Source organism: Priestia sp. TRM10, assembly GCF_057808375.1.
This window is the reverse complement of sequence record NZ_JBJZOT010000007.1, coordinates 96,177-121,553: the sequence shown is the minus strand read 5'-3', so window position 1 is coordinate 121,553 and position 25,377 is coordinate 96,177. Positions and strand designations below refer to the sequence as shown.

The following is a 25,377-nucleotide window of genomic DNA, read 5'->3' as shown; positions in this document are numbered from 1 at the left end:
AAGAGAAGAAAAAATCTCTTCTCTTTTTATAATGATAAAAAATGACCTCCGTCAAAGAAATAAAGGTATCGTTCACTAATATGAATGGAGCCAATTTCTTCAACTGCTCGTGTATAAAGATTCAGTTGTGTTTTATATCTGCTCAGAAGTGTATCTCTTGCTTTTTCAAAGTCGCCTTGAAAACGGTTCGCAATATCATCTGTCTTAAAATCTAATAAAACTACTCCTTTTTCGTCTCTAAACAAACAATCAATAATTCCTTGAATAAGCACGGGTTCTTCTTTTCCTTCCCAGTTTTGTTCAAGCTCTGATGCCTTCGCAGAGAAACTGAACGGCATTTCTCGATAAACAGAAGGTGCCTGCTGCAGACGCTGTCCAACCTCACTTTCAAAGAAACCAAGTAACCCATTAATATTAATCGATGATGCTTCTTTTTCTGTTAAAATTTCTCTTGTAATTAAAGAAGAACAAAGTTCAAGAAGAGAAGCTGCAGTTACATCTGTTTTTAATGGAATATGCTGCATAACTGTATGCATAGCCGTTCCTTTCTCAGCACTTGTTAACTTTTTAGCTTGTAAAAAGAGTGGACGTTCTGTAATAGGCTTTTGAAATCCTTTTGTTTGTTCTTCTTCATCGAGAAGCTGACTTTGTCGTTTAAGCTCTGAGACAGATTGTTTTGATTTTGTTTTAGAAGCTTGTTGGTAAGCGTATCTCCATCCTAGTCGACGCTCAATTTCTTCTCTGTACGGGCTTTGGATTTTAACCTGTTGGCTGTTTTTGATTGCTTCGACAAGATCTTTGTCTTCTTCTTCTTTCTTTTTTTCACTTTCCTGTAGAGAGAAAGAAGGGACAACATTTAGCTCCCATTTTGACGGATGGTTATAAAGCTCTTGATTTGAAGCTGGTTGGTTATGAGCAAAGCTCTCAAAATCTCTGTGGCGGATAAGCGAAGGGATAATCCACTCAAGATAGGATTTTGCTTCTTCTCTAACAGCTGATTGCAAAAGAATATCCCCATGGTAAAAAACACTTTCCCATTTGTTCACAAGCTTTTCTTTATCACTTGTTGTCCCAACTAAAATTAGCTTTTCTTTTGCACGCGTAAGAGCAACATAAAGTACCCGCATTTCTTCTGCAATACTCTCTCTTCTAATTTTGCGTTTCATTGCTTGTTGAATAAGGGTTGGATATGCTACACGCAAGCGAGGGTTAATTCGCTTTGAACCAAACCCAAGCTCTTTATGGAACAAATAAGATTTATTAACATCCATTAAGTTAAATGACCGACCAATTCCTGCTAGAAAAACGATTGGAAACTCGAGCCCTTTACTGCTATGAATGGTCATAAGGCGCACAACATCTTCCTGCTCTCCAAGCGCACGAGCTGTGCCTAAATCATCTCCACGCTCCTGCATGCGTTCAATAAAACGCAAGAAGCGGAAAAGACCACGGAAAGAAGTTGATTCATACTGCCGCGCTCTGTCATAAAGAGCATTCAAGTTGGCTTGTCTTTGTTTTCCTCCCGGTAACCCACCGACAAATTCGAAGAAGCCTGTTTCTCTATACAGATTCCAAATTAATGTATATAGCGGGCGCTGACGAGCTTCTTTTCTCCATTTCAAAAGACAGTGATAAAAATGTTCAATATCTTTGTATTTCTCGTCTTCTGCTGAAGCTTCTTTCAGATAAGCTTTTAATGCTTCATAGTACGTGCCCTTCTCATCATAAAGGCGAATTGAAGCAAGTTCTTCATCATTTAACCGTACAAGTGGTGAACGAAGAACAGAAGCAAGCGGAATATCTTGATATGGGTTATCGATAACTTTTAAAAGAGACAGCATAATCGTTACTTCTGTTGCTTCAAAATAACCTTTAGAAAGATTAGCATAAAGTGGAACACCTTGTTCTTTAAATTCTTCTAAAATTTGAGGTGCCCATGTCATAGAGCGAAGTAAAATAACAAAATCACGGTATGTTACATTTCTTGTTATCCCTTTTTTAGCATCGTAAACTTGAAAACGATTCTGAACCATTTCTTTAATTTTCCCAGCCATCAAACGTGCTTCAAGCTGAGAGGTTTCAAGCTCTTCAGTTGAAAATTCTCCCTCCTGAACAGGAATGTCTGCACCGTTCTTTTCAATAAGATGAAGCTCTGTTACCATGTTCTCATCTGGCGGATACGAAGCTCCTCTTTTTAGCTCTGCATCGCTGTCATAAGAAATTTCTCCAACACCTTCATCCATAATCTGATAGAAGAGATAGTTTGTAGCATCAAGAACTTCACTTCGACTTCGGAAGTTTTTATTAAGATCAATTCTTAATCCACCTGTTCGACCATCTTTTGTAAATCGCTTATATTTATTAAGGAATAGAAATGGCTCAGCAAGTCGGAAACGATAAATAGATTGCTTAACGTCCCCTACCATAAATAAATTCCCTGTACTCTCTTCGTCTCTTGTCACTAGCTTGATGATTGTTTCTTGCACCATGTTTGTATCCTGATATTCATCAACAAGAACTTCATGGAACTGTGAAGCATACTGTTTAGCAATTGCTGAACGCTCAATTTCCCCATCTCTTTCTTCTGTTAAAATAGCAAGACAATAATGTTCAAGGTCGCCAAAATCAACGAGCCCTTTCTCACGTTTTTTAAGACTATAACGTTTGCTAAATTCCTTTACGAGCTCTGTTAATACTTCAATAACAGGCTTCATATCTATCATATCGTCTATATAAGCTGTTAGTGGTCGAGAAAATAACTCAGACTGCAGCTTCTCTAGCTTTTCTTTTGCTGTTTTGCGAATATCGCTACTCTGATCCACAAGGTTTTGATCATATTCACCTTTTTTGCATGGTTTCAAGCGTGAAAAGGTTAGATTTCTCATTGCTTCATGCGCTTCTTCAAAAGATAAAGCTGCCCCGCTTTGAATTTTTTGAAGCTGTTCAAGATCTTCCTCAAAATTTATACTTCGTGGTGCCGGTCCATCTGGTTTCTTTGTTAAGGCTAATCCTTGATTCAATAAATCTTCAACACTATGAAGCTGTTTCCTTACTTCATTCATTAAAAAAGGCATAAATGATAAATCACTAATTCTCGTATTTTCGTTTACTTTATACTGTAAAAGCAGTTCATCTAAAAACATTGCCGGTGACGGAGTTGATTGAGAAAACTCATACATTTTTCGGACAATCTCTTGAATTTCAGCATCACTTCGATCACTCGTATAACGATCAACAACATCTAAAAATTGAAGATTATCTTCACGGCTGTAATAGTCCTCAAAAAGTTCCTGAAGTGCTTCATCACGTAGAAGTTCTGCCTCTGTATCATCTGCGATTCGAAAGCCAGGATCAATATCAATCTTATAGTAATAATTACGAATAACGTTCAAACAGAACGAATGAAGAGTTGAAATGGAAGCCTTGTTTAATAAATTCAGCTGACGGCGAAGATGGAGTGAAGATGGAGCATTTTTTAGCTCTTTCTCCAATGCTTCTCCAATTCGATGTTTCATTTCTGCTGCAGATGCATTTGTAAAAGTTACAACTAGAAGTTGATCAACGTCAATAGGCGATCTCTCGTCTATCAATTTTCCAATGATACGCTCAACTAGAACAGCTGTTTTTCCAGAACCAGCAGCTGCTGCCACAAGCGTATCTTGACCAGTAGCAACGATAGCTTTCCACTGGTCATCTGTCCACTGACTGTTTGCTGGCTTCTCTCTTAGATCCGTCATTTTGTTTCACCTTCTTCTTTCATACGTTCTAACACAATTTTATCTTGCTCTTTCTTAAGCTCTCGGTAGCTATTTTCTTCAAATGCTTGGTCAAACTGACAAACAGATTTGTAAGAACAAAAATCACACGGCGTACGATCTTTTAATTTGTACGGAGAGATATCGATTTTTCCTTCTGTAATACTTGTTCCAGAAGCTTCAAAGTGTTGACGAATATAATTCCGAATTGTCTCAAATTCTTGTTCACTTGCAACAGAAGAATTTGAATAAAAACCGCCCGTCTTCTTCAAGCCTGCTGATACAATTTTTGAATGCCCTGATTCAAGCGTCGTGTCCATTAATTTAATAGACTCCTCTTCACCAAGAAGAAGGCCTTTCATCTTGAACTTTTTGAATAGCTCATCTTCAATTTCATCTTCTTTAAGAAGTTTTGTACTGTTCACAAATGGATTGTGTACATGGAAATAAAGGACACCTGCTGGCAATGCTTCTTTACCAAGCCATTTCGCAGCATTTGTGATAACAACATCTAGATAAGCAAGCATTTGAAGAGAAAGGCCATAATAAACTTCAACTAAGTCAATGTCTCTGTCGCTTGATTTATAGTCAATAATCCGAAGAAGAAGGCCTTTTGAACTCATCGCTTTGTCGACCCTGTCAATTCGGCCAACAAGCTCCATCTTTGTGCCATTTGGCAATGTAATCGGAAGAGATGGTAACGTTTCTTTCGGACCAAAGGCAAGCTCAAGCCCTATCGGTGCAAATCCGCTTGCTTTTGCATGATCACTTAAAATAATGGTTGCTCGCTCTACTGTTTGCTGAAGTTTTCGTTTTAAGTACCGATGACGATGCGAACTTAATAGAATCTCATTTTGCAAATTTAAGGAAAGCTCGTCAACGCTAAATACGGCAAGCTCATGACATTCCTGCCTTGTAAGCTCACTCCACTCTTTTCCTTCATGCTGTAATCTCTCTGAGATCAACTTCAACGCACCATGAAACAGTTCACCGATATCAGGGGCATTGAGTTTAAAAACACGTCGTTCTTTTAATTTTAGCCCATGCGCCGCAAAGTGAGAGTATGGACATGCATTGAATTTTTCCATACGTGAAACGCTCGTTTTAATTTTTTGGCCATAAAGTTTTTTAGTAATCCCTTTTGAAAGCACTTTAGCTTCATTTTTATAGAATAAACTGCTCAAAACTTGGCGACTGTATAAACGATAATTTTCATCTTTTATAAAATAATTATAAACATCCCACCATATTGGACTAATCGGGTAGCCATTCCTCCATGCTTGCAGTTGATATGCTAAGTTTGCAAGGGATGTATAGGGACTCTGAATATAAGCAAGCTGAGCCTCTTCAGGAAGCTCTGCTGGATTCGCTGCAAGCCACTCTTCCTTTAAAAGTGGGAACATTTCACGCAAATGATTGATAACCCTTGATGGAAGCAACGTTTTCCCTTCTTCGTTCGCAAGAGGATAGCTAATGTATAGGCGTTCTTTTGGTAAAACAAAAGCAAGATAAATTAGGAAATCTTCATCGAAAAGCTGATCCCTTGTACTCGGAGCAAGAGAAGCACCTATCCGCTGTAAGTTTTCACGCTCAGTATCTGATAAAAGGCTGTCTTCTACGGGAAGAGCTGGAATAACCCCGTCATTTGCTCCAATAACAAAAACAGCTTTTATATTTGTTAAACGAGAACGCTCAAAGTTCGCTACCATCACTTGGTCAATTGCTTGAGGAACAAGCGCAAATTTCAGGCTATCAAATCCCGTATCTAAAATAGAGCTAAAGAGTGTAAAAGATAGCTTTTGTTCTCCCATCATTTCTACAAATTGATCAAGTAAGTGAATAACGGCTTTCCATACTTGATGATGTTCATCAGCACGCTGTAAGTCTCCATTTTCATTTGCTTCTTCTCTAAGCTTCTCCATCTTTTCAGGGATATTCAAAGAAAGAAGAAACTCATAGATTGCTTTTCCATATTCGAAACCTGTTTTTGCTTTCTTTAAACTTTTTTGCAATGAATGGATAGGATGAACAACAATGCCTCTTAATTCATTTAATTTTTGTTCTATCTCTCTTTCTTCGTCTGTTTGTCCTGTTTTTACATCTTCAAGGGAACGATAACGTCTATAGGTCCATTTTTCCTCACTTGTCCACCTAGAACCTTGAATACCATAAGAGAGTACATAGTTCTCAAGCTTGTCCATCTCTTCTCTTATCTCATTAAGAGAGATGTCGAGTGGAAAAAGCAGATCTGTTTTAATTGCTCTAAAAATAGGTTCGTACCGCCATGAACCTCCTGCTATCTCAAGGCTTGAACGCAACAATTCGATAAGCGGATGATGGGCCATTGCTCGTTTTTGGTCAATAAAGTGCGGAATGTCATAGTCTTGAAAAAGCGCTCTTATCGTGTCTTCGTATTCATTCGGATTACGAACAATAACCGCCATATCTCGATACCTGTACGTTCCTTGTGAAACAATCTTACGTATCTCTCGTGCAACACCTTCTATTTCAGCTCGCCTATTTGCGCTTGGAAAAAGCTTAATATCGTCTACTTCTTGCTCGAAAGTTGGGACAGGGCGATGCTCAAAAAATTGTTCAAGATGACGAAGCGATGAAGAATTATTGTATCTTGCTCCACCTTTTAAAACGAGGGGATCCATAATTTCAATGCTTTCTTCATCTGCTCCGTTTTTTAGTGTTTGATATGTTTCAGCTGTTGTTCTAAAGAGATAAGAGTTTTCCTTTTCTCCTGTTAAACAAATCTTCACATCTTTAGCTTCCTTCATTAAAGAAAATAGAATGTTAAGCTCTTGAGGAGTAAAAGTATAAAAGCCATCAACATAAACAGTTGCATTTTTCACATAAGAAGAGTAAGGAAGTTTTTCTGTTAAAAGTTGTAAATAATCTTCCGAATCTACGTATTTTGTGAACAAGTATTCTTCAAAGCTCTTATAAATGACAAGCAAGTCTTGAAGTTTCTCGCTTAGTGCCCCTTCGTCCTCTTTTGTTTCCTGGACTAATTCTGTTAATGCTTCTGGTTCTAAGCAATATCTTTTAAGTTCAATAATCATACTTTCAAGCTTATCTACAAACCCTTGCTTCTCAGCAGCATTTTTAAAAATAGACAGCTCATCTCTCTTTTCTTCGATAATCCGACGAAGCAACATATGAATTCCTGTATCATCAAGGTGTAAACGAGTCATGCCTCCTACTTCTTGTAATACTTTCCATGAGAGACGTGTAAAACTTAATACTTGCGCTCTAATCATTCCAGCTAATCCTTTAGTTGAAATAAGATTGTAATCTGATTGAAACGTCATTTGTTCCGGAACTAAGTAAATAATAGGATCTCCAAGTGGATCTGAACGGAGCTCTGAACGAATTTGATCCAAACAGTACGATGTTTTTCCACTTCCAGACCGACCAATTATAAATTGAAGTGCCATTGTTCTCCTCCTATCTTCATCTAAGCTGATTATGTAATTTGTAACCGGCTCTTTTTCTTTATTATAACATCGAAGCCATTACAAAACATCCGTTCGGTTTTTGCTAATGAATGAATTTTTTTCTTTAGCAATTTCTTCTGTTTTCATTTTAAAACAAAAAAAAGTGCCTTAAAAAAGGCACTTCCTCAACCAAAATTCTTCAATTCTACTACATCATAATCCCACCATCAACGTGCAGGGCTGTTCCGTGAACATATCTTGCTTCATCAGAAGCAAGATAAAGATACGCATTTGCAATGTCTTCAGGTTTTCCAAGCTCTTGCGCTGGAATTGTTTTCACAAGATTATTAATGACCTTTTCGGGCATGCTCTTGACCATATTTGTTGCGATAAATCCAGGCACAACAGCATTCACGTTAATTCCTTTTCGAGCAAGTTCTTTTGCCCATGTTTTGGTCATTCCAACAACAGCTGCTTTTGATGCAGCGTAGTTTGTTTGCCCAATGTTTCCATATACCCCTGATACAGATGAAGTGCTAATGATTTTTCCTTTTCCTTTTTCAATCATGTAAGGCACAACAGCTTGAGTACAATGGAAAACACCTGTTAAGTTCACATCAATAACTTTTTGAAAATTTTCCACAGACATCTTTGTTAACATAGCGTCTCTTGTAATACCTGCATTATTAATCAAAATGTCCACTGTTCCAAACTTGTCGACTACGTTTTTTACCATGGAGTCTACGGAATCACGGTTTGCGACGTCTACTTTAAAAAACTCGACAGTACCGCCTTTTCCTCGAAGTGCTTCAACACTCTCCTGCCCAATTTTTTCATCAAAATCAGCGAGTGCTACCTTTGCTCCTTCTTCCATAAAACGCTTGGCTGCTTCAAATCCTAACCCACTTGCTGCTCCTGTAATGATCGCTACTTTGTTTTCTAATCTCATTCTTATTCACCCCTCTTTTTCATTTAGAAAGTGATTCATTTCATGGAGAACTTGATCAAGTGCATCGACAAGTGGAGAATGTCCACACTTATTTAATTCCACATATGTGCCAAATTCACCTAGGTCAACAGCAATTTCCCTTGTCATTTTTTGTGTGATGACATAATCCTTGTCTCCATAAAGGATTAAAACAGGTATTCGAATGTTTTGAACTTCATTACTTCCTTCCTTAAGCCCGTTATGATCGTTACTTAAATTGAAGGAATTTAAGCTATAATAAACGTCTGCTAAATTGCGCTGTGTTGTCATATCTTCTAAATAGGATTGATATCGTTCTTCTTTCGGTTTCTCATATACATAAACAAGCGAATCCCATACAGCTCGGAGAAAGGGATAGTTTTTCGTCTCATAAGCTGTTACCACTGGAGCAATCCGATTATCTCCCTCAACTTCTTCTCTAGTTGAAAGACGGTGATTTACATTAGGCCTTCCTAACTCGTCCATCTCGTAAAGTGGATATCCTCGAGTCGAGACAGATGATATTAAAATAAGATGATGACAGTCATCTGGATAAAGTGCCGCATACTGCAAACAAACTCCTCCACCAAGTGACCACCCAAGAAGTGCAAAATCTTTTAGATGAATTTGATCAACAAAAAGTTTTACATCTTCCGCAAAGTCACGCATAGCTTCAACTCGTGTATTATAAGTGGATTCACCAAACCCTCTTAGATCAAGCGCGTAAATCTTATATTTCTCATCCGCTTTTTCTAAAAAGGTATCAAAATGCTTCGATGATGTCATATTTCCATGGATGAGTAATAAAGGAACCGATCCTCCTTCCCGCTCTCGGTATCCTAATGTTTCTCCATTCGAAAGCGTTGTCTTTTTCAGTAGCACTTTCTTCATAAGCATCCCCCTATATTCCCATATAGTTAATAGGTTTATACTTTTATTTACCCTTTCCCTCGCCATTTGAACTAGTTTTAATAGCTAAAGCTTCATTTTTTCTGCAGAAGACCTTCTACTTTTACATTATTCAATATTCTTCCTTTTCATGATTGCAAGATTAATTTAATTTATTTTTCAAACAAAAAAGAACTGTCATAGGACAGTTCCTTCAATGCTTAATATTTTACAAGTATTTTATCCTCTTTCTCGCTTTCGTTGCTTATAGCCTGTTTTTGTATTTAGATGAATTTCAATCCGCTTTCCTACAATCCATAGTATGACGATAACAGCAAGTACAATAACTGTTTTAAGAGGCTCTCTAAAAAATGATCCGATATCTTCTCCAATATAGCTTATCGCAAAAATCATAACCATTTTTCCCGCCATAACGGCTAAGGCAAACTGAGCCATACTAACGCGAGATAGCCCTGCAACGACATTGATGGCTGCTGAAGGAGTAAAAGGAAAGCATAGCATAATAAACAAAGGACCAAAGCCGTGACGCTCGAGCCAATCCATGACACGGCGCACTTGCTGATGGCGATGTAGAAAATTGAAAATGCGTCGCTGTCCATATTTCCTGACAAGTAAGAACACGCAAAGCGCTCCTCCTACTGCTCCAAGCCATGATATAAGAAACCCTAGCCACAGCCCAAATGCCGCAGAGTTAGCTACAACAAAAACAAACAGCGGCAAGATTGGAATAAAAGCTTCAAGGAAGGGTAGCAAAATACCAGGTAAAAGACCAAATGACTGATACTTATTAAGCAAGTCCAAAATGTTCTCTAGTGTAAAAAAATGCTCTACTTCATTCAATGCCCAAGCTTCCTCCATCTCTTCTTAACTTTCATCCTTGTTCTTATTTTATCCCATTATAGATTTTCTTGTACAGTTTGTCCTCTTTTAAGAATATAAGCCTGTTTTAATTCTTTTTTAATGGGGTAAAGATTATCAAAATAAAAGGCTTGGTTGCTCTGTTACAGTACAGAACAAATAAATTTTTTTAAAATTATAAATTCTAGTTGTATTTTCGCTTTTTCGTTTATATACTAAAAAAAAGGCGCAGGGGTGATTCTCATTAAAAACGAAAATTCTTACACTGAGATGATGAAGTCGCTAGCCCATTCACGGAGAAACAGAAAGGACGAAAACCTGTTACAGATGTACATTCAAATGGTTATTGATGATTCCCTTTTCAAACGCAAAAAAGAGATTTTGGAAACAGAGATTAATAACGCTTTAGACACAGGTGATCAGCAAACGTTCCACAAGTTAGCCGAGAAATATGCAGCCCTTATGAAAAGCACAACATAACGTATAAAACCCTTCAGTTCTTGAAGGGTTTTTTTATATCTATTTTCAAATAAAAAAGAGGAGAAGCGTAAACGCTTCTCCTCTTTTTTTATGCTTCAGTAAACTGTGATTCCTCTGTTGAGCCTTTTAAAGCTGTTGTTGAAGACGTACCACCTGTAACAACCTGAGATACTTTATCAAAATACCCTGTGCCAACTTCGCGCTGATGTCTTGTTGCACTATAGCCATGTTTTTCACTTGCAAATTCTGCTTGTTGAAGCTCTGAATATGCTCCCATACCGCGCGTTTTATATTTGCGAGCTAGCTCAAACATGCTGTGATTCAAAGAATGGAATCCTGCAAGAGTAACAAATTGGAACTTGTAGCCCATTTTTGCGATTTCACGCTGAAACTCTTCAATTGTTTCTGGATCTAATTTCTTCTTCCAGTTGAAAGATGGCGAACAATTGTAAGCAAGCATCTTACCTGGGAATTCCTCATGTATTGCTTTTGCAAATTTTTCTGCTTGTTCTAAACTTGGTTCAGATGTTTCACACCATACTAAGTCAGCATATGGAGCATATGCTAAGCCCCTAGCAATTGCTTGATCAATGCCTGCTTTTGTGCGATAGAAACCTTCTGGTGTTCTTTCTTCGCTCGCAATAAATTTCTGATCAACAGGGTCAATATCACTCGTAATTAAATCAGCTGCATCTGCATCTGTTCGTGCAATAACAAGCGTTGGTACTCCCATTACATCTGCTGCTAAACGAGCTGATATTAAATTTTTCACAGCTGTTTGAGTTGGAAGGAGTACTTTTCCACCAAGGTGGCCACATTTCTTTTCTGATGAAAGTTGATCTTCAAAATGAACACCTGCTGCTCCAGACTCAATCATTCCTTTCATCAATTCAAAAACATTTAACTGGCCACCAAATCCTGCTTCTGCATCTGCTACGATAGGAGCAAAGTAATCAATTTCCCCTTCTCCTTCAAGATGCTGGATTTGATCTGCACGCTGAAGAGCTTGGTTAATTCTTTTCACAACACTTGGTACACTGTTTGCTGGATATAAACTCTGATCTGGATACATATGTCCTGAAAGGTTTGCATCAGCGGCAACTTGCCAGCCGCTTAAGTAAATAGCTTTCAATCCTGCTTTTACTTGCTGTACAGCTTGATTTCCTGTCAAAGCTCCTAAAGCATTAATAAATTGTTCTTCATGAAGACCTTTCCAAAGCTTTTCGGCTCCGTTCTTTGCAAGCGTATATTCAATATCAATTGATCCTCTAAGCTTAATAACATCTTCTGCTGAATATGGGCGTGTAATACCTTCCCATCTTTTATCGTTTTTCCAGCTTTGTTCTAATTTTTGTACGCGTAAATCTTTCATTTCTCCATCCCCTTATTGATGAATTTTTCATAAAAGCATCGGCGACATTCCAAAACAAAAAGCTGTTCATCTTCTGTTATACTACAGTTTGTATTTACGTTAATTATTATATAACAACAGATTAAAAAACGGAACTACTTTTTTGAAATTTTTTACTGTCTATAGCTTCTTTTATTTTTCAAAATTTATCATACTTATTTGTGTTGTTGAATATATTGCATCCTCTCTAACATTGGAGGATGTGTGTACTGAAAAAACTTCACAAGAGATGGTGGATTAACTTGACTAAGACCTGCTTTTGAAAGCTTTTGAAACGAGCTTACGGCCGCTTCTTTATCTCCAACAAGTTCAATAGCATACTCATCTGCTTTCTTCTCGTGAACTCGTGATACATAGTTTGTTAACGGACTTGCAGCGAAACTAAGCATCGAAATAATGAGAAGCAGTAAAGGAACGGTTGCAAGCGAACCAAGAGAAGAAATCTCTGCTTTCTTCTTATAGCGCACGTATAAACGCCCGATTATTTTGTGTACAAGATACAATCCAACAAGCGATAAAACGAGCGATCCAAGCAACCCGTAATAAACATGCTTCATTGTGTAATGACCCATTTCATGTGCCATAATAAATAAAATTTCATTGTCTGTTAAACGTTCTAGCGTTGTGTCCCATAACACAATTCTTGAGTTAGAGCCAATTCCTGTGACATATGCATTAAGAGCATTTGTTTCCTCAGATTTATCCACCTCATAGACATGGTCTGCTGGAATATTTGCTTTGTCTGCTAATCGGAGAATCTTTTCTTCTAATTGTTTATTTTGAAGTGGAGAAAAATCATCATAAAGAGGAGCAATAACAACAGGTTGAATAAAAGTTAAAAATAATGTAAATGGAATTGATAAAATCCATGTGTAGAACCACCATCGTTTTTTCGTATAACGAATAAGCATATAGATGACGTGAATAATGATAATCATCAGAATATAATTAAACCAAAAATCAATAACTTGTTCTTTGATCCAATCATGCAAAGATTGAACAGAAATTCCGTATTTTAATGACAGTTTATAGCGAACCCATTGTAATGGAGCACTTAGAATAAGTGTTGTAAGTGACAGCCAGAAGAGATAAATAACCGTTTGCATAAAATTGTGTTTACTTATTTTTTTCGCCCAAACATTGAACGTCTTTGACCACCCACACATGAGCAAAAAGAGCAAAATGAGCCATTCATATGGTGCTGATAAAAGTGATAAGAAATTACGGATTGTTGAATATTCCTCGCTTAACAGCAGTTCTTTTGATGTCATAAATGTTTGAGGATCAACGCTTGTTCCTTGTAGCTCACGTGGAATTTCTGCACTTGCTCCATACAGATACCCCCACAGAGCAAGTCCGTAAACAATAAAAAAAAGAAAAACAATAATAAACTTTTTTTTCACAAATATGCTCCTTCCTGTCCAACTTTCTATTATTTAGTTTAAGTTTTTTTTTCTATTTTAGAACTACAACTCCTTTCTGTCTTTTTCCATAAAAAAAGCCTTCACCAAGTGGAGAAGGCTGAAGGGTAGAATTATAAATGAGTTGCTTCCTCTTCTGAAAGCTTCTTTTTTAAAGCTCTTCGCAAAATCTTTCCTGTCGTATTCTTAGGCAGTTCATCTAAAAATACAATATTTCGTGGAACTTTATATGGAGCAAGATGTGTTTTGCAAAACCCTAGAATCTCTTCTTCTGAAACGACCTTTTTCGTTACAACATACGCTTTTACAACTTCGCCATACGTTTCATCTTTTTCCCCTATAGCAGCGGCTTCAACAACAGCTTCATGTTCGTACAATCGTTCTTCAACTTCTCTTGGATAAACATTATATCCACCAACAATAATTAAATCTTTTTTACGATCAACAATATAAATATATCCGTCTTCATCCATACGGGCTAAGTCACCTGTATATAGCCAGCCATCTTTTATAATATGCCTTGTTTCTTCTTCAAGCTTATAATAACCTTTCATGACATTGGGTCCTTTCACAATAAGCTCGCCTATTTCCCCAAATGGTACTTCTTCACCTTGTCCATCTACAACTTTATTTTTCACATTTACAATACTAACTCCCACAGATCCTTCCTTTTGTATGTTGCTCCTAGGAGGGTTAAAACAAGTTACAGGTGAAGCTTCTGAAAGTCCATATCCTTCTCTAATCGATATTTGAAACTTCTCTTCAAATTCACGTAGCAAAGCACCAGGCATTGACGATCCTCCAGAAACACAGAGACGTAGACTTTCTAATGCTTCTCTTGTGCCATTTTCATATTGACAAAGAAAGTTATACATTGTTGGTACTCCTGCAAAGATGGTTGCTTTTTCTGTACTAACATACGAAAAGACTTGAGAGGGACTGAATTTTGGAAGAATCAAAATTGTAGCACCTGCTATAAGTGGTGCATTAATACAAACTGTTAAACAGAAAACATGGAACATTGGTAAAACGGCGATAATACGATCAGACTTCCCTATATTTAAGTATGTGGACGTATCTCTCGCATTGCTGTAGATATTAGTATGGGTGAGCATCGCTCCTTTTGGTTTCCCAGTTGTTCCAGATGTATACAAAATCATTGCTACATCTTCTCCATCGATTGGAACAGGCAGCAATGTACATTCAAGCAGATGCAGAACTTCTGTGAACGTATGTACCTTTCCTTTAAGCCGTTTAGATACATGAAAAGAGTCAGCTTCTGCAAGTTTTTCTGTTGGACAAACAATAATATTCTTCAAGTAAGGTTCTCGCTCTAAGGAGTTCAGTAAACTATCGATTGAAATCACTGTTTTTACATCACTGTCTTGTAAGATATATTGAATTTCACTTTTCGTATAAAGTGGATTAATAGGCACAGCAACAGCCCCTGCCCGAAGTACTCCATATAGTGACACAATAAAATGATATGAATTATTTAAAAGAAGTGCTACATGGTCACCTTTTTGAACTCCAAGCGTTTGAAGGCCTGAAGCAAACTTTGTTGCTTGTTCATCTAACATCTTATACGAAACAATGTAATCTTTATATTTGTAAGCTATTTTCTCACCATCTTCTTGTGCTTTCATCGTTAAATTTCGTAATATGTTCATTTTCTCCCTCCCTTAAAATAAGTATTCTTACCTCTTGGTCTCTCCCCCTGTTATTCATCCCCCACTTTTTTTATTTTATAATTAATTTTCTCAATTTTCAAAATAAAAAAAGCCTAGAAGAAACAAAATGTTTCTTCAGGGCTTTTTAGTACACAAGATCAATAAATTCTTCTTTTGTGACATTTCCAAAATAATGTTTAATATCAACATCATCGAGCGCTTTGGCAACCTCCTGACGCTCATAACGGATCCCTGTGAGCTTCTCTTCAATTTCCTCTACATTTCCAACTCCAAAGAAATCTCCAAAGATTTTACATTGCTCAACTTGTCCTTTTTTCACTTCAAGACGAACATCAATTTGTCCAACGGGAAAACGGTTTGAATGTTGAAGGTTGAACTTTGGTGATTTGCCGTAGTTCCAATCCCAATTTTGGTAACGTTCTTTTGATATTTCGTTAATTTTTTTCCAATCTTCTTCAGTAAGTTCATAGCGCTGTATGTTCTCTTCTCCATCGAAAATATAGTTTAGAATAAGCTGTTTAAATTCTTCCGTTGTTAACTTTTGCTCTAAAAATTCACTGATATTCGCTACTCTGCTTCTAATGGATTTGATTCCTTTTGATTCAATTTTATCTTTTTTCACTTTTAATGCAGAAACAACGTTTTCAATCTCTGAATCTAAAAGAAGCGTACCATGACTAAACATACGCCCTTTTGTTGAGAATTGTGCATTCCCAGAAATCTTTCGTCCCTTGGCAATGATATCATTACGACCGCTAAGCTCTGCATCTACACCTAATTTTTCTAAGGCTTGAATAACAGGCTCTGTAAACTTCTTAAAGTTATGAAAGCTCTCTCCATCATCTTTTGTAATAAAACTAAAGTTTAAGTTTCCTAAATCATGATATACAGCACCGCCACCAGATAAACGACGAACAACGTGTAAGCCTTGTTCCTCCACATATTTAGTATTAATCTCCTCAATTGTGTTCTGGTTTTTCCCGATGATGATAGATGGCTCATTAATGTAAAATAGAAGGTACGTTTCTTCGATATCTAAATGTTTTAAAATGTACTCTTCAATAGCTAAGTTAATTCTTGGATCTGTAATATTGTTATTGTCAATATAAAGCATACAAATATCTTCTCCTTTTATGTATTCCATGTGAATCCGCTATAAGCAAGCTCTACATTTCCTTCAAATACTTCTTGAGCTTCTTCTTTCAAACAGTTAATATCTCCAAAATGAGGGAGATGAGAGAGCAGTAGATGTTTAACGTTCGCTTCTCTTGCGATAAATCCAGCTTCTTCACTTGTCATATGACCAGGACCTTCTCCATTTTGCCCCTTATAAAAGTTACATTCACAAATAAGCAAGTCAGCATTTGTTGAAAAGGGAATAAACTCGTCTTGATAGCTTGAATCAGCTGTAAACACCACTGTTTTTTCTCCCGTTTGAATTTTCATCGCAAAGCATGGAACAGGATGTTTTGTTTTTAAAAACTCAATGTGAAAAGGTCCAATTTTTAATTCTTCTTCTGGATTATATTCTTTTCCAACTGTATCTCCTTCACTTGTTAAAGAATGAAAGCCATCCATATTATAAGTATGTCCATAAATCGGCAATGGATTGCGTTTGTTTCCAAGACTCCCTTGAATCTTTAAGGCATATTGTAAAACACCAACATCTGCAACATGATCATGATGATAGTGTGAAATGATAACAGCATTAAGCTCAAATGGTTCTATGTAGTTTTGAAGCTGTGCTAATGCTCCGCTTCCGCAGTCTACAAGAAGATTAAAGCCATCGTGTTCAAATAAATAAGAAGTTGTTGCTTCTCCTTTAGCAGGATAACCACCCCAATATCCAACTGTTGTTACCTTCATTGCGTTAAAGCCCCCTGTTCATTTTCTGTATTGAAAGGTTACACGGAATAGAAATTTTCCATTCTATTATACCCGAAAAATCATGCTCTACCTATTCAGAAGCTTCTTCATTTACAGGCTAGGCCATTTTATCATTTTTACATATTGTTATAAAACAGTTGACATTTTATTTTCTGTTATAATACAATGATATTAACAAAATTCGTGTTAGGGGGAGTTAAAATGATCGAAAAGATTACTGAATTTTTCAGAAATTTACCACCTAAAAAATGCCGTGATTGTGGAAATGCAATAGAAGAGCAACATGAATGCTATGGAAATACGTGTAATAACTGTTTAAATATCAAATAAAAAAGGAAGGCTTAGAGCCTTCCTTTTTTATTTGATATTTAAGAAATTTGTTGTTTCTGTAGTAGATTAAGCACCTTTTGAACAGCTGCTTCACCTTGATCAATACAGTCTGGCAAACCTAGTCCTTCATAAGAACTGCCTGCTAAAAATAATCCTGGCATTGTATGTTCAAGCTGATCATAAATTGTTTCAATTGTGTTTTTATGGCCAACTGTATATTGGGGCATTGCTCGTTTCCAGCGTGAGACAATAGAAAATTCAGGAAGACCTTCAACATCCATAATTCGATTTAAATCTTCCAGTACAATCCGCACAATTTCTTCATCAGATAAATCTACAACAGCTTCATCACCTGCTTTTCCAACATAGCAACGAAGCAATACTTTACCTTCTGGAGTTGTGTGCGGCCATTTCTTATGTGTCCATGTGCATGCTGTTATAGTATAGTCACCATTTCGAGCTACAACAAACCCTGTTCCATTAATGTCTTGTTTGACAGCTTCTTTTGGAAAAGCCATTGCAACTGTTGCAACGCTTGTGGCAGGCATGTCCTTTAATGGCTGTAAAAGAGAACATTGAGGAAGAAGTGATTGAGCAGCATAGTGAGGTGTTGTCACAATAACGCTATCTGCGATAATTTTATCTCCGTTACTTAATGAAAGATGAAATTTACCATCTGACTCATGCATGGAATCTACTCGGACTCCTTTTTGAACAGCAGTAGGCTCTAAATGTTCTTCGACTGCATCCACAAGAGATTGCAAACCGGTTTTTAATGTTAAGAACTGCCCTTTTGCTTTTCCACCATGGGAAGATGGCTTTTGACGGAGATCTTTGATTTTTTTCATTCCAAAAATAAGGCTTCGGTGCTCTTGCTCTGCATGATAAAACTGAGGAAAAGTCGACATAAGGCTTAGTCGATCAATATCTCCTGCATATATACCAGATAAAAGCGGTTCAATTAAATTTTCCACAACTTCGTTTCCTAAACGACGTCTAAAAAAGTGACCAAGCGACTGATCTCCTTTTTCTTTTGTTTTAGGCAGAATGAAATCTGCTGCAGCTCTTACTTTTCCCATTGGACTGAATAATCCTGTTGTAAGAAATGGAGAAATTTCAGTTGGAATGCCCATTACAGCTCCCTGTGGAATAGGGTGCAGCTTCTCCCTTGCTAAAACGTAAGATTGACCTGTAGAGTTATTTGTAAGTTCTTCTCCAAGACCTACTTCTTTTACAAGTCTTGCTGCACTTTGCTTTCTCGCTAAAAAGGAATCAGGACCTCTTTCAATCGTGAAACCATCTCGCTTCATCGTCTGGATTTTTCCGCCTAGGCGATGACTTGCCTCTATTAAACGATAATCTATCGGTAGTTTTTTATCTTTAATCTCTTTCTGCAAATAATAAGCAGCTGTAATGCCGGTAATTCCGCCACCGATAATTACAACTTTTTGGCGTTTTTCGCTCAATTGTATCATCTGCTTTCTTTTTTATTGTTATTCTATTATTTGTAGTCTAAATTATTTCTAACATATTTGCGAACTTCTGTAACCGGACAGTTATGACAGTTTCGTGACACCCAAAAAGAAACTACGCAAATATATGCGTAGCTCCGTTTGTGGTTTTTAATTATTTTGGTTGCTTTACTTTGTTTAAAACAACTGTTGCTAAGCTATCAATAAACTCATCTTGAGCGTTTGGCATAGCTGGTCTGTAGTATTTCGCACCAATTTCATCTGTCACAACTTTACATTCATAATCATTATCATATAGAACTTCAAGGTGATCCGCTATAAATCCAACAGGAGCATAAACAAAAGATGTATATCCTTTCTCTTCATGAAGCGCCCGAGTTAAATCTTGCACATCTGGTCCAAGCCAAGGATCTGGTGTGTTTCCTTCGCTTTGCCAGCCAATCTCATAGTTTTTAATTCCCGCTTCTGTTACGATGAGATCAGCTGTTCTTCGAAGTTGATCAGGATAAGGATCACCTGCAGCGATAATTTTCTCTGGCAAGCTATGAGCCGAAACAATTAATACAGCTTTTTCTCGTTCTTCCTCGCTCATATTATTGAAAATATTTTTAATGCGTTTCGCCCAATAATTGATGAATTTTGGCTCATCATACCAGCTTTCAACTGGGTGAATTTTAGGTCCTCCTAGTTTTTCTGCTTCTTCTACTGCCCGTCCATTGTAAGATTTCACACTATAACTTGAGTAGTGAGGAGCGAGCACAAGACTGATTGCTTCTTCAATTCCATCTTCATGCATTTTAGCTACTGCATCTTCAACAAAAGGTTCGATATGTTTTAAACCAAGATATGATGTAAACTCAACTTCTTTTTGAATGCTATTTAAATGCTCTTCAAGCTTTTTCGCTTGTTCTTCTGTAATGCGAGCAAGTGGGGAGATTCCACCGATTGCTTTATAGCGATCAGTAAGATCCTGTAGCATTTCAGGAGTTGGTTTTCGTCCTCTGCGAATGTGAGTATAGTAACGTTCAATATCTTCCTCTTTGTATGGCGTTCCGTAAGCCATTACAAGTAAACCCATTTTTTTTGCCATTTTTCTGCACCTCATTAAAACACTATATTTTAAAATAATTATTTTTTAATAATAACTATTATCTATTCTCCCATGAATACGACATAATTTCAAAAGATAAGGTGGCTTTTTTCATTATTTTTGGCTCGAGTACTCATGAATAAACGAAGTTAGTCGCTTAAGCGTATCAGGGTTTACATCTGGGAATACACCGTGTCCTAAATTGAAAATATAGTTTGGCGTTAACATTCCTTGATCTAAGATTTCTTTTACACGCTCTTCAATAACAGGCCATGGAGCAAGTAAAATCGCTGGATCTAAGTTTCCTTGTACTGTTTTATTTACTCCAAGTGCACGAGCTTCGTTAATAGATAAACGCCAGTCTAGACCAACAACATCAAGCGGCAAATCATTCCACTCGTGAACAAGATGACTTGCTCCAACACCAAACATAATAAGTGGAACACCTTCATTTCGTAGCGAACTAAAAATCTTCTCCATTGTTGGTTTAATAAATGTCCGGTAATCTTGGACGTTTAAGGCTCCAACCCATGAGTCAAAAATTTGAATAGCTTTAGCTCCTGCCTTAATCTGTGACTTCACATATGTAATCGTCATATTAGCAAGCTTATCCATTAAAGAAAACCATATCTTTGGTTCGGCATACATCATTGCTTTTGTTTTATTGTAGTTTTTAGAAGGGCCTCCTTCGATCATATAACTTGCTAATGTAAAAGGAGCTCCAGCAAAACCAATAAGCGGAACATCGAGCTGTTCTGTTGTGAGTAACTTAATTGTTTCTAAAACATAAGGAACATCTTCCTCTGGATGAATTTCTCCAAGGTTTTCAACGTCCTGTAAGGCACGAATTGGATTACTAATAACAGGACCAATACCTGTTTTAATATCAACGTCAACACCAATCGATGGAAGCGGTGACATAATATCTTTATAAAGGATTGCAGCGTCTACTCCGTATTGTTCAACAGGCAGTCGTGTGACATATGCACCGAGTTCTGGTTGATGTGTAATTTCAAAGAGAGAGTACTTTTCTTTCAGTTTTCGATATTCAGGCTGTGAACGTCCCGCCTGTCTCATATACCATACAGGAACATGATCTGTTTTTTCCCCTCGACATGCTTTTAAAAATGTTTCATTCATAAATTCCTTCACCTTCCCTATCCATAATCCGGTATGTATATTAGCCTCTTATTCGTAAGAGGCTAATTTTCTTCTCCTTTTGCCACTATACCGATTTTTACAACAGTTGTATACTTAGAAGCTTCAGTTGTCAAAAAGATGTGCGATTCAGGAAGCTTGAAATCCAAAAAGAGACGGAGATACTTTATTTGACTTCTCTCCACGTTCTTTCGTTTGTGTGTTATAAGGAATAACATAGAATGTTGAAGAACTAAAAACATTAGCTCCTTCCACTTCATATTTGCCCTTTCCTTTTACTTTGCCAACAAGCTTTGTTTCGCCTTCTTTTTCTTCATAAATATAGTAAACAACGCGTTTATCTTCTGAAGGAGTCCATTCTAGTGTTAAAGAAAACACGCCTTTATCACCTGTTAAGTCATCGATTTTCTCTAACCGAATCGGATCTTTTAAATCTTTTGTCTTCTTAGGTTTTTTAAATGACTCTTTCGTTTCAATAGAAGATTGCGACAGAATGTCTTTAAAAAGAATGGTTGGCTTTGAGCTTCCTCCTGTTAAATAATGAGAAGAGTTTGTCTTGTCATATCCCATCCACACTGTCCCTGTATACTGTGGCGTATATCCTGCAAACCAAACATCTTTATTGGCTCCCTTGACATTTGGAAAGGTTGTTGTACCTGTTTTTCCTGCAAGAGCTCCTGAGAACGTCCCGGCTGTTGCTGTTCCATCTTCCACAACTGCTTGTAACATTTTTGTCATATACCACGATGTTTGTTTGGAAAATACTCTTTCTTTTTTTACTTTTTCAGTTTTTTTCACCGCTTCTCCGTCTGCTGTTTGAATTTTAGTAATAAAATGAGGCTCAACGTGAACACCTCCATTAGCAAATGTTTGATATGCTGAAGCAATTTGTAGAGGTGTTACTCCCTCTCTTAAACCACCAAGCGCAATAGCGAGACCATTATCTTCAATAGGCATATGGAGTTTCTCTAAATATTCCTTACTTTTGGGGACCCCAAGTTTGTTTAATGTCCACACAGCAGATGTATTAACTGAATCTTTTAATGCATCATACATAGTGATTTTCCCTCGGTACTCTTCATGGGCATTATGTGGTTCATAGCCGTTATATGAAACAACTTCATCTCTTAAAAGTGAATATGGCTTAAATTTTTTCTCTTCAAGAGTAGGTCCATAAACCGCTAACGGCTTAAAAGTAGATCCTGGTTGGCGCTTAATATTGAGACGATTAAGGCCTTTTTGAACATAATCTCTTCCCCCAATAGCAGCGGTGACTCCACCTGTTTTGTTATCAAGAAGGACAAAAGCGCCTTGTACGCTATCATCTGTTCCTGGAAAATAGCTTCCTTCTTGAAACAGTTCATATGCTTTCTTTTGCACGCTCGTATTTAACGGTACTGTAATTTTATAGCCACCTCTTAGAAGTTCTTCATTTGATAAAGAATACCTATCTTTGGCTTCTTCCATCACCATATCAAAATACGTAAAATAGCTAGGCTCTTTTGCACGTGTCACAACATCTGTTCCGAGCGTTTTTCCCTGAAGTCGTACCGTTTCTTTCGCTGATAAATATCCTGACTTCTCCATAAGTCCAAGAACGACATTGCGTCTTTCTAAACTTTTATCAGGATTTAGAATTGGAGAGTATGTTGTTGGTGCTTTAAGCATAGCAGCTAAAACTGCACTTTGATCTGCTGTTAATTCTGAAACGTCTTTATTAAAGTAAACATGTGAAGCTGCTTGCACTCCATATGCTCCTTGTCCTAAGTACACTTGATTTAAATACATTTCTAGAATCTTATCTTTGCTGTAGCGATTTTCGAGATTCATGGCAATAATGGCTTCTTTTCCTTTACGCAAGAATGTTTTTTCATTTGATAGAAACACATTTTTAGCAAGTTGCTGGGTAATGGTGCTTGCCCCTTCCGCTTTTCCTCCTGCTAAAATATTTTTATATACCGCTCGTGAAATCGATTTTAAATCTATTCCATTATGTTCGTAAAAACGAACATCTTCTGTTGCAATAAATGCTTCCTTTACATGGTCTGGAATGTCTTCAATTGGAACAGGATCTCGGTTTTCTACGTATAGTTTCGTAATTTCCTTGCCGTTTTGATCCACAAGTGTTGTGGCAGAATTTAAAACAAGCTTTTTCTCGTCGATAATGTAATCTCCTAAAAGAATAATAATAAAGTAGCCTATAACACCTACTAACAGGAGTCCAACAACGATTCCACCTGCAACAATTCCTTTCTTATACATTATTTTCACCTCTTCTTTGTGCCAAAACCAATTAGGGGGTTCTAAAACACTTCCTTCATGATAATAGAAAGTGTTGGAAATCTCCAGCCATATAAGGTTAACCTTTTTCTTTGCTCCCCAAGAGAAAACATTCTATACTTTTAATATGAGTTTGGAAAAGCTTTCATATGCATAGTTTTGTATTTTTTTCCATAACCAAGCAAACCAATAGGGAGAGATGATTTGATGAAGAAAGTTTATATTACAAATGGAACTGAAAATTATTTAGGTAAACTTGCAAATGAACATCTTCAGGAAAATACGCTTTTACTTGTTTCTCCTGACAATGCTGCTCTTCTTCATGAAACAGAAGGAGACACTTTTTTTAAAGAAGGAAGAAATTACGAAGTACTAGATTCTGTTGGAGAAATTGTCAAAAATGGGTTTGCTGTTTTTAACAACATTCCGGTTACAGAGGAAGGGCGCCCTCTTTTTGAACACCGCTTCAAAAACCGAGCAGGGAAAATTGAGACAGAACCTGGATTTTTAGCTTTACGCGTACTGCGTCCAACAAATAGCGACACATATGTGATTTTTACTCTCTGGGAAGATGAAAAAAGCTTTCTTGATTGGAAAGAATCCAATTCTTTTAAGACTGCTCATAAGAAACGAGGAACATCTGAAGGACTTGATCAGCAAAAACAAGTCTTTCCAAGACCATCTTATATAACATCATTCAGAGTAAAAGAAGCATAAAAGAAGCCTTCCGAATTTTCGGAAGGCTTCTTTTGTAGGTGTTTATCACAAAAATTTCTCTATCACATATGCTATATTACGTTAGGATGTAGGAGGCATAACGATGGATATGGGATTGACGCTTATTCACTGGACATATGTGCTCTTCATTTTTCTTATTATCGGATTTATGATCAAAAGACTTGATACAACCATTTTATGTATTGTAGGAATATTTCTCGTTTCTTTTATTGCTCATCCTTCTTTACCAAACGCTATTAGTAATGTATTTAATAGCTTTATTTACGCCATTACAGAGCTTTTACCTACTATTTTAATTATTTGCATTATTGTTGCGATGAGTAAATCGCTTACTGCAACAGGAATTCACGATACCATGATTTCTCCTTTTGCAAAACTCATCAGAACTCCCTCGCTCGCCTATTGGATCACGGGAATTCTCATGATGAGCATTTCTTACTTTTTCTGGCCCTCTCCTGCTGTTGCCTTAATTGGAGCTATTTTGCTTCCTGTAGCACTTCGAGTTGGTTTACCCGCAATGGGTGTTGCTGTTGCAATGAACCTTTTTGGCCACGGTATTGCCCTTTCAGGTGATTTCGGGATTCAAGCAGCACCAAAACTTACGGGTGATGCTGCAGGTATTCCTGTTCACGAAGTTATCCAAGCAAGTGTTCCACTTGTAATTACCATGGGTGTTGTAACAACTTTTACTGCTTTTTTTCTGCTTAAGCGTGATTTGAAATTAGGGAGGATTTCCGTTGAACCCCCTTCAGCTAATAATGCGCAAACGTACAAACAGCTTCTCTCAAAGAAAACCAATATCATAATGGCCACTATCATTCCACTCCTCTTTATAATGGATATCTTTCTTATGTTTAATCTAAATCTTCAAGGAAGTGATGCGACAGCATTAGTCGGTGGTACTGCACTTTTTATCCTTCTAGCCATTGCCCTTTTGGGTCATAAAAGAAAAGGACTTGAGAAAACCACATCTTATCTTGTTGATGGTTTTCAGTTCGGTTTTAAAGTATTCGGTCCTGTTATTCCAATTGCAGCCTTCTTCTATCTTGGAGATGCTGGATTTACTACGATTGTAGGGAATTACTTACCACAGGACTCCAATGGAATTGTTAATGACCTTGGAGCTGCTCTCTCCGCTTCTGTACCGCTTACGAAAGAAGTTGCAGCAGTTACTTTAACAGCAGTAGGAGCTATTACAGGGCTCGATGGATCTGGATTTTCAGGTATTTCTCTTGTTGGATCTATTGCTAAGATTTTTGCAGCTTCTATTGATGGGAGCATTGCTACTTTGACTGCACTTGGCCAAATAGCTGGAATCTGGGTTGGCGGAGGCACAATCATTCCTTGGGCTCTTATTCCTGCAGCGGCAATTTGTAATGTAAGCCCTTTTGAGCTTGCTCGTCGTAACCTTCTTCCTGTTGGAATTGGCTTAGTTGTGACAACAATTGTTGCAATTATTCTTATGTAAAAAAGATCTAGCATTT

At 37.2% G+C, this 25,377-nt stretch carries 18 protein-coding genes; 4 read left to right on the top strand and 14 right to left on the bottom strand.

The genetic code is table 11. The features are described from left to right. Window positions 1-26 precede the first annotated feature (26 nt). From addA to ACK3CR_RS05735, 5 genes are all read right to left on the bottom strand, one after another. On the bottom strand, window positions 27-3,737 hold the full coding sequence (gene addA / locus ACK3CR_RS05755; protein WP_430239693.1) for a helicase-exonuclease AddAB subunit AddA: 3,711 nt from the start codon (window positions 3,735-3,737) through the stop codon (window positions 27-29). After that, complete coding sequence (gene addB, locus ACK3CR_RS05750) at window positions 3,734-7,201, bottom strand: helicase-exonuclease AddAB subunit AddB (protein ID WP_488975036.1); 3,468 nt, start codon at window positions 7,199-7,201, stop codon at window positions 3,734-3,736. Before addB ends, addA begins: the two co-directional genes overlap by 4 nt. A gap of 208 nt (window positions 7,202-7,409) precedes the next feature. After that, window positions 7,410-8,150 (bottom strand): 3-oxoacyl-ACP reductase FabG, encoded by a 741-nt coding sequence (gene fabG, locus ACK3CR_RS05745; RefSeq protein ID WP_243514598.1) that lies wholly within the window; start codon window positions 8,148-8,150, stop codon window positions 7,410-7,412. A 6-nt stretch (window positions 8,151-8,156) separates the two neighbouring features. After that, complete coding sequence (phaZ, locus tag ACK3CR_RS05740) at window positions 8,157-9,059, bottom strand: intracellular short-chain-length polyhydroxyalkanoate depolymerase (RefSeq protein ID WP_430239699.1); 903 nt, start codon at window positions 9,057-9,059, stop codon at window positions 8,157-8,159. Window positions 9,060-9,296: 237 nt separating this feature from the next. Further along, window positions 9,297-9,935 carry a TVP38/TMEM64 family protein gene (locus ACK3CR_RS05735; protein ID WP_019393891.1) on the bottom strand — a complete coding sequence of 213 codons (639 nt, stop codon included), beginning with the start codon at window positions 9,933-9,935 and terminating at the stop codon, window positions 9,297-9,299. A gap of 327 nt (window positions 9,936-10,262) precedes the next feature. On the opposite strand from ACK3CR_RS05735, the gene ACK3CR_RS05730 reads away from it, so the two are divergent. After that, on the top strand, window positions 10,263-10,415 hold the full coding sequence (locus tag ACK3CR_RS05730; protein ID WP_243514605.1) for an IDEAL domain-containing protein: 153 nt from the start codon (window positions 10,263-10,265) through the stop codon (window positions 10,413-10,415). Window positions 10,416-10,503: 88 nt separating this feature from the next. On the opposite strand, the gene aceA is transcribed toward ACK3CR_RS05730, so the two are convergent. The 5 genes from aceA to ACK3CR_RS05705 form a co-directional block, all read right to left on the bottom strand. Further along, window positions 10,504-11,787, bottom strand: a complete 1,284-nt coding sequence (gene aceA, locus ACK3CR_RS05725; protein ID WP_488975035.1) for an isocitrate lyase — start codon at window positions 11,785-11,787, stop codon at window positions 10,504-10,506. Window positions 11,788-11,981: 194 nt separating this feature from the next. Next, a complete protein-coding gene (locus ACK3CR_RS05720; RefSeq protein ID WP_488975034.1) occupies window positions 11,982-13,229 on the bottom strand; it encodes a M48 family metallopeptidase in 1,248 nt (415 codons plus the stop codon). Window positions 13,230-13,360: 131 nt separating this feature from the next. After that, window positions 13,361-14,917 carry a long-chain-fatty-acid--CoA ligase gene (locus ACK3CR_RS05715; RefSeq protein WP_488975033.1) on the bottom strand — a complete coding sequence of 519 codons (1,557 nt, stop codon included), beginning with the start codon at window positions 14,915-14,917 and terminating at the stop codon, window positions 13,361-13,363. 145 nt (window positions 14,918-15,062) lie between these two features. After that, window positions 15,063-16,052 (bottom strand): lipoate--protein ligase, encoded by a 990-nt coding sequence (gene lplA / locus ACK3CR_RS05710; protein ID WP_328123146.1) that lies wholly within the window; start codon window positions 16,050-16,052, stop codon window positions 15,063-15,065. 17 nt (window positions 16,053-16,069) lie between these two features. Continuing rightward, window positions 16,070-16,804 carry an MBL fold metallo-hydrolase gene (locus ACK3CR_RS05705; RefSeq protein ID WP_488975032.1) on the bottom strand — a complete coding sequence of 245 codons (735 nt, stop codon included), beginning with the start codon at window positions 16,802-16,804 and terminating at the stop codon, window positions 16,070-16,072. 222 nt (window positions 16,805-17,026) lie between these two features. Between ACK3CR_RS05705 and yhfH the strand changes: the two genes are divergently transcribed. Continuing rightward, complete coding sequence (yhfH, locus tag ACK3CR_RS05700; protein WP_019393898.1) at window positions 17,027-17,155, top strand: protein YhfH; 129 nt, start codon at window positions 17,027-17,029, stop codon at window positions 17,153-17,155. Window positions 17,156-17,193: 38 nt separating this feature from the next. Here the strand turns inward: yhfH and hemY are convergent, their stop codons facing one another. From hemY to ACK3CR_RS05680, 4 genes are all read right to left on the bottom strand, one after another. Continuing rightward, the gene (gene hemY / locus ACK3CR_RS05695) at window positions 17,194-18,630 is read right to left on the bottom strand and encodes a protoporphyrinogen oxidase (RefSeq protein ID WP_328123149.1); all 1,437 of its coding nucleotides are present in this window, start codon (window positions 18,628-18,630) and stop codon (window positions 17,194-17,196) included. A gap of 151 nt (window positions 18,631-18,781) precedes the next feature. Next, window positions 18,782-19,717, bottom strand: a complete 936-nt coding sequence (gene hemH, locus ACK3CR_RS05690) for a ferrochelatase (RefSeq protein ID WP_243514620.1) — start codon at window positions 19,715-19,717, stop codon at window positions 18,782-18,784. Between the two features lie 114 nt (window positions 19,718-19,831). After that, window positions 19,832-20,857, bottom strand: a complete 1,026-nt coding sequence (hemE, locus tag ACK3CR_RS05685) for a uroporphyrinogen decarboxylase (protein ID WP_488975031.1) — start codon at window positions 20,855-20,857, stop codon at window positions 19,832-19,834. 147 nt (window positions 20,858-21,004) lie between these two features. Further along, on the bottom strand, window positions 21,005-23,137 hold the full coding sequence (locus ACK3CR_RS05680) for a transglycosylase domain-containing protein (RefSeq protein WP_328123153.1): 2,133 nt from the start codon (window positions 23,135-23,137) through the stop codon (window positions 21,005-21,007). Between the two features lie 225 nt (window positions 23,138-23,362). On the opposite strand from ACK3CR_RS05680, the gene ACK3CR_RS05675 reads away from it, so the two are divergent. Both ACK3CR_RS05675 and ACK3CR_RS05670 read left to right on the top strand, forming a co-directional pair. Continuing rightward, window positions 23,363-23,872, top strand: a complete 510-nt coding sequence (locus ACK3CR_RS05675) for an antibiotic biosynthesis monooxygenase family protein (protein WP_243514627.1) — start codon at window positions 23,363-23,365, stop codon at window positions 23,870-23,872. A gap of 103 nt (window positions 23,873-23,975) precedes the next feature. After that, on the top strand, window positions 23,976-25,361 hold the full coding sequence (locus ACK3CR_RS05670; RefSeq protein ID WP_488975030.1) for a hypothetical protein: 1,386 nt from the start codon (window positions 23,976-23,978) through the stop codon (window positions 25,359-25,361). The last annotated feature ends 16 nt before the right edge of the window (window positions 25,362-25,377 follow it).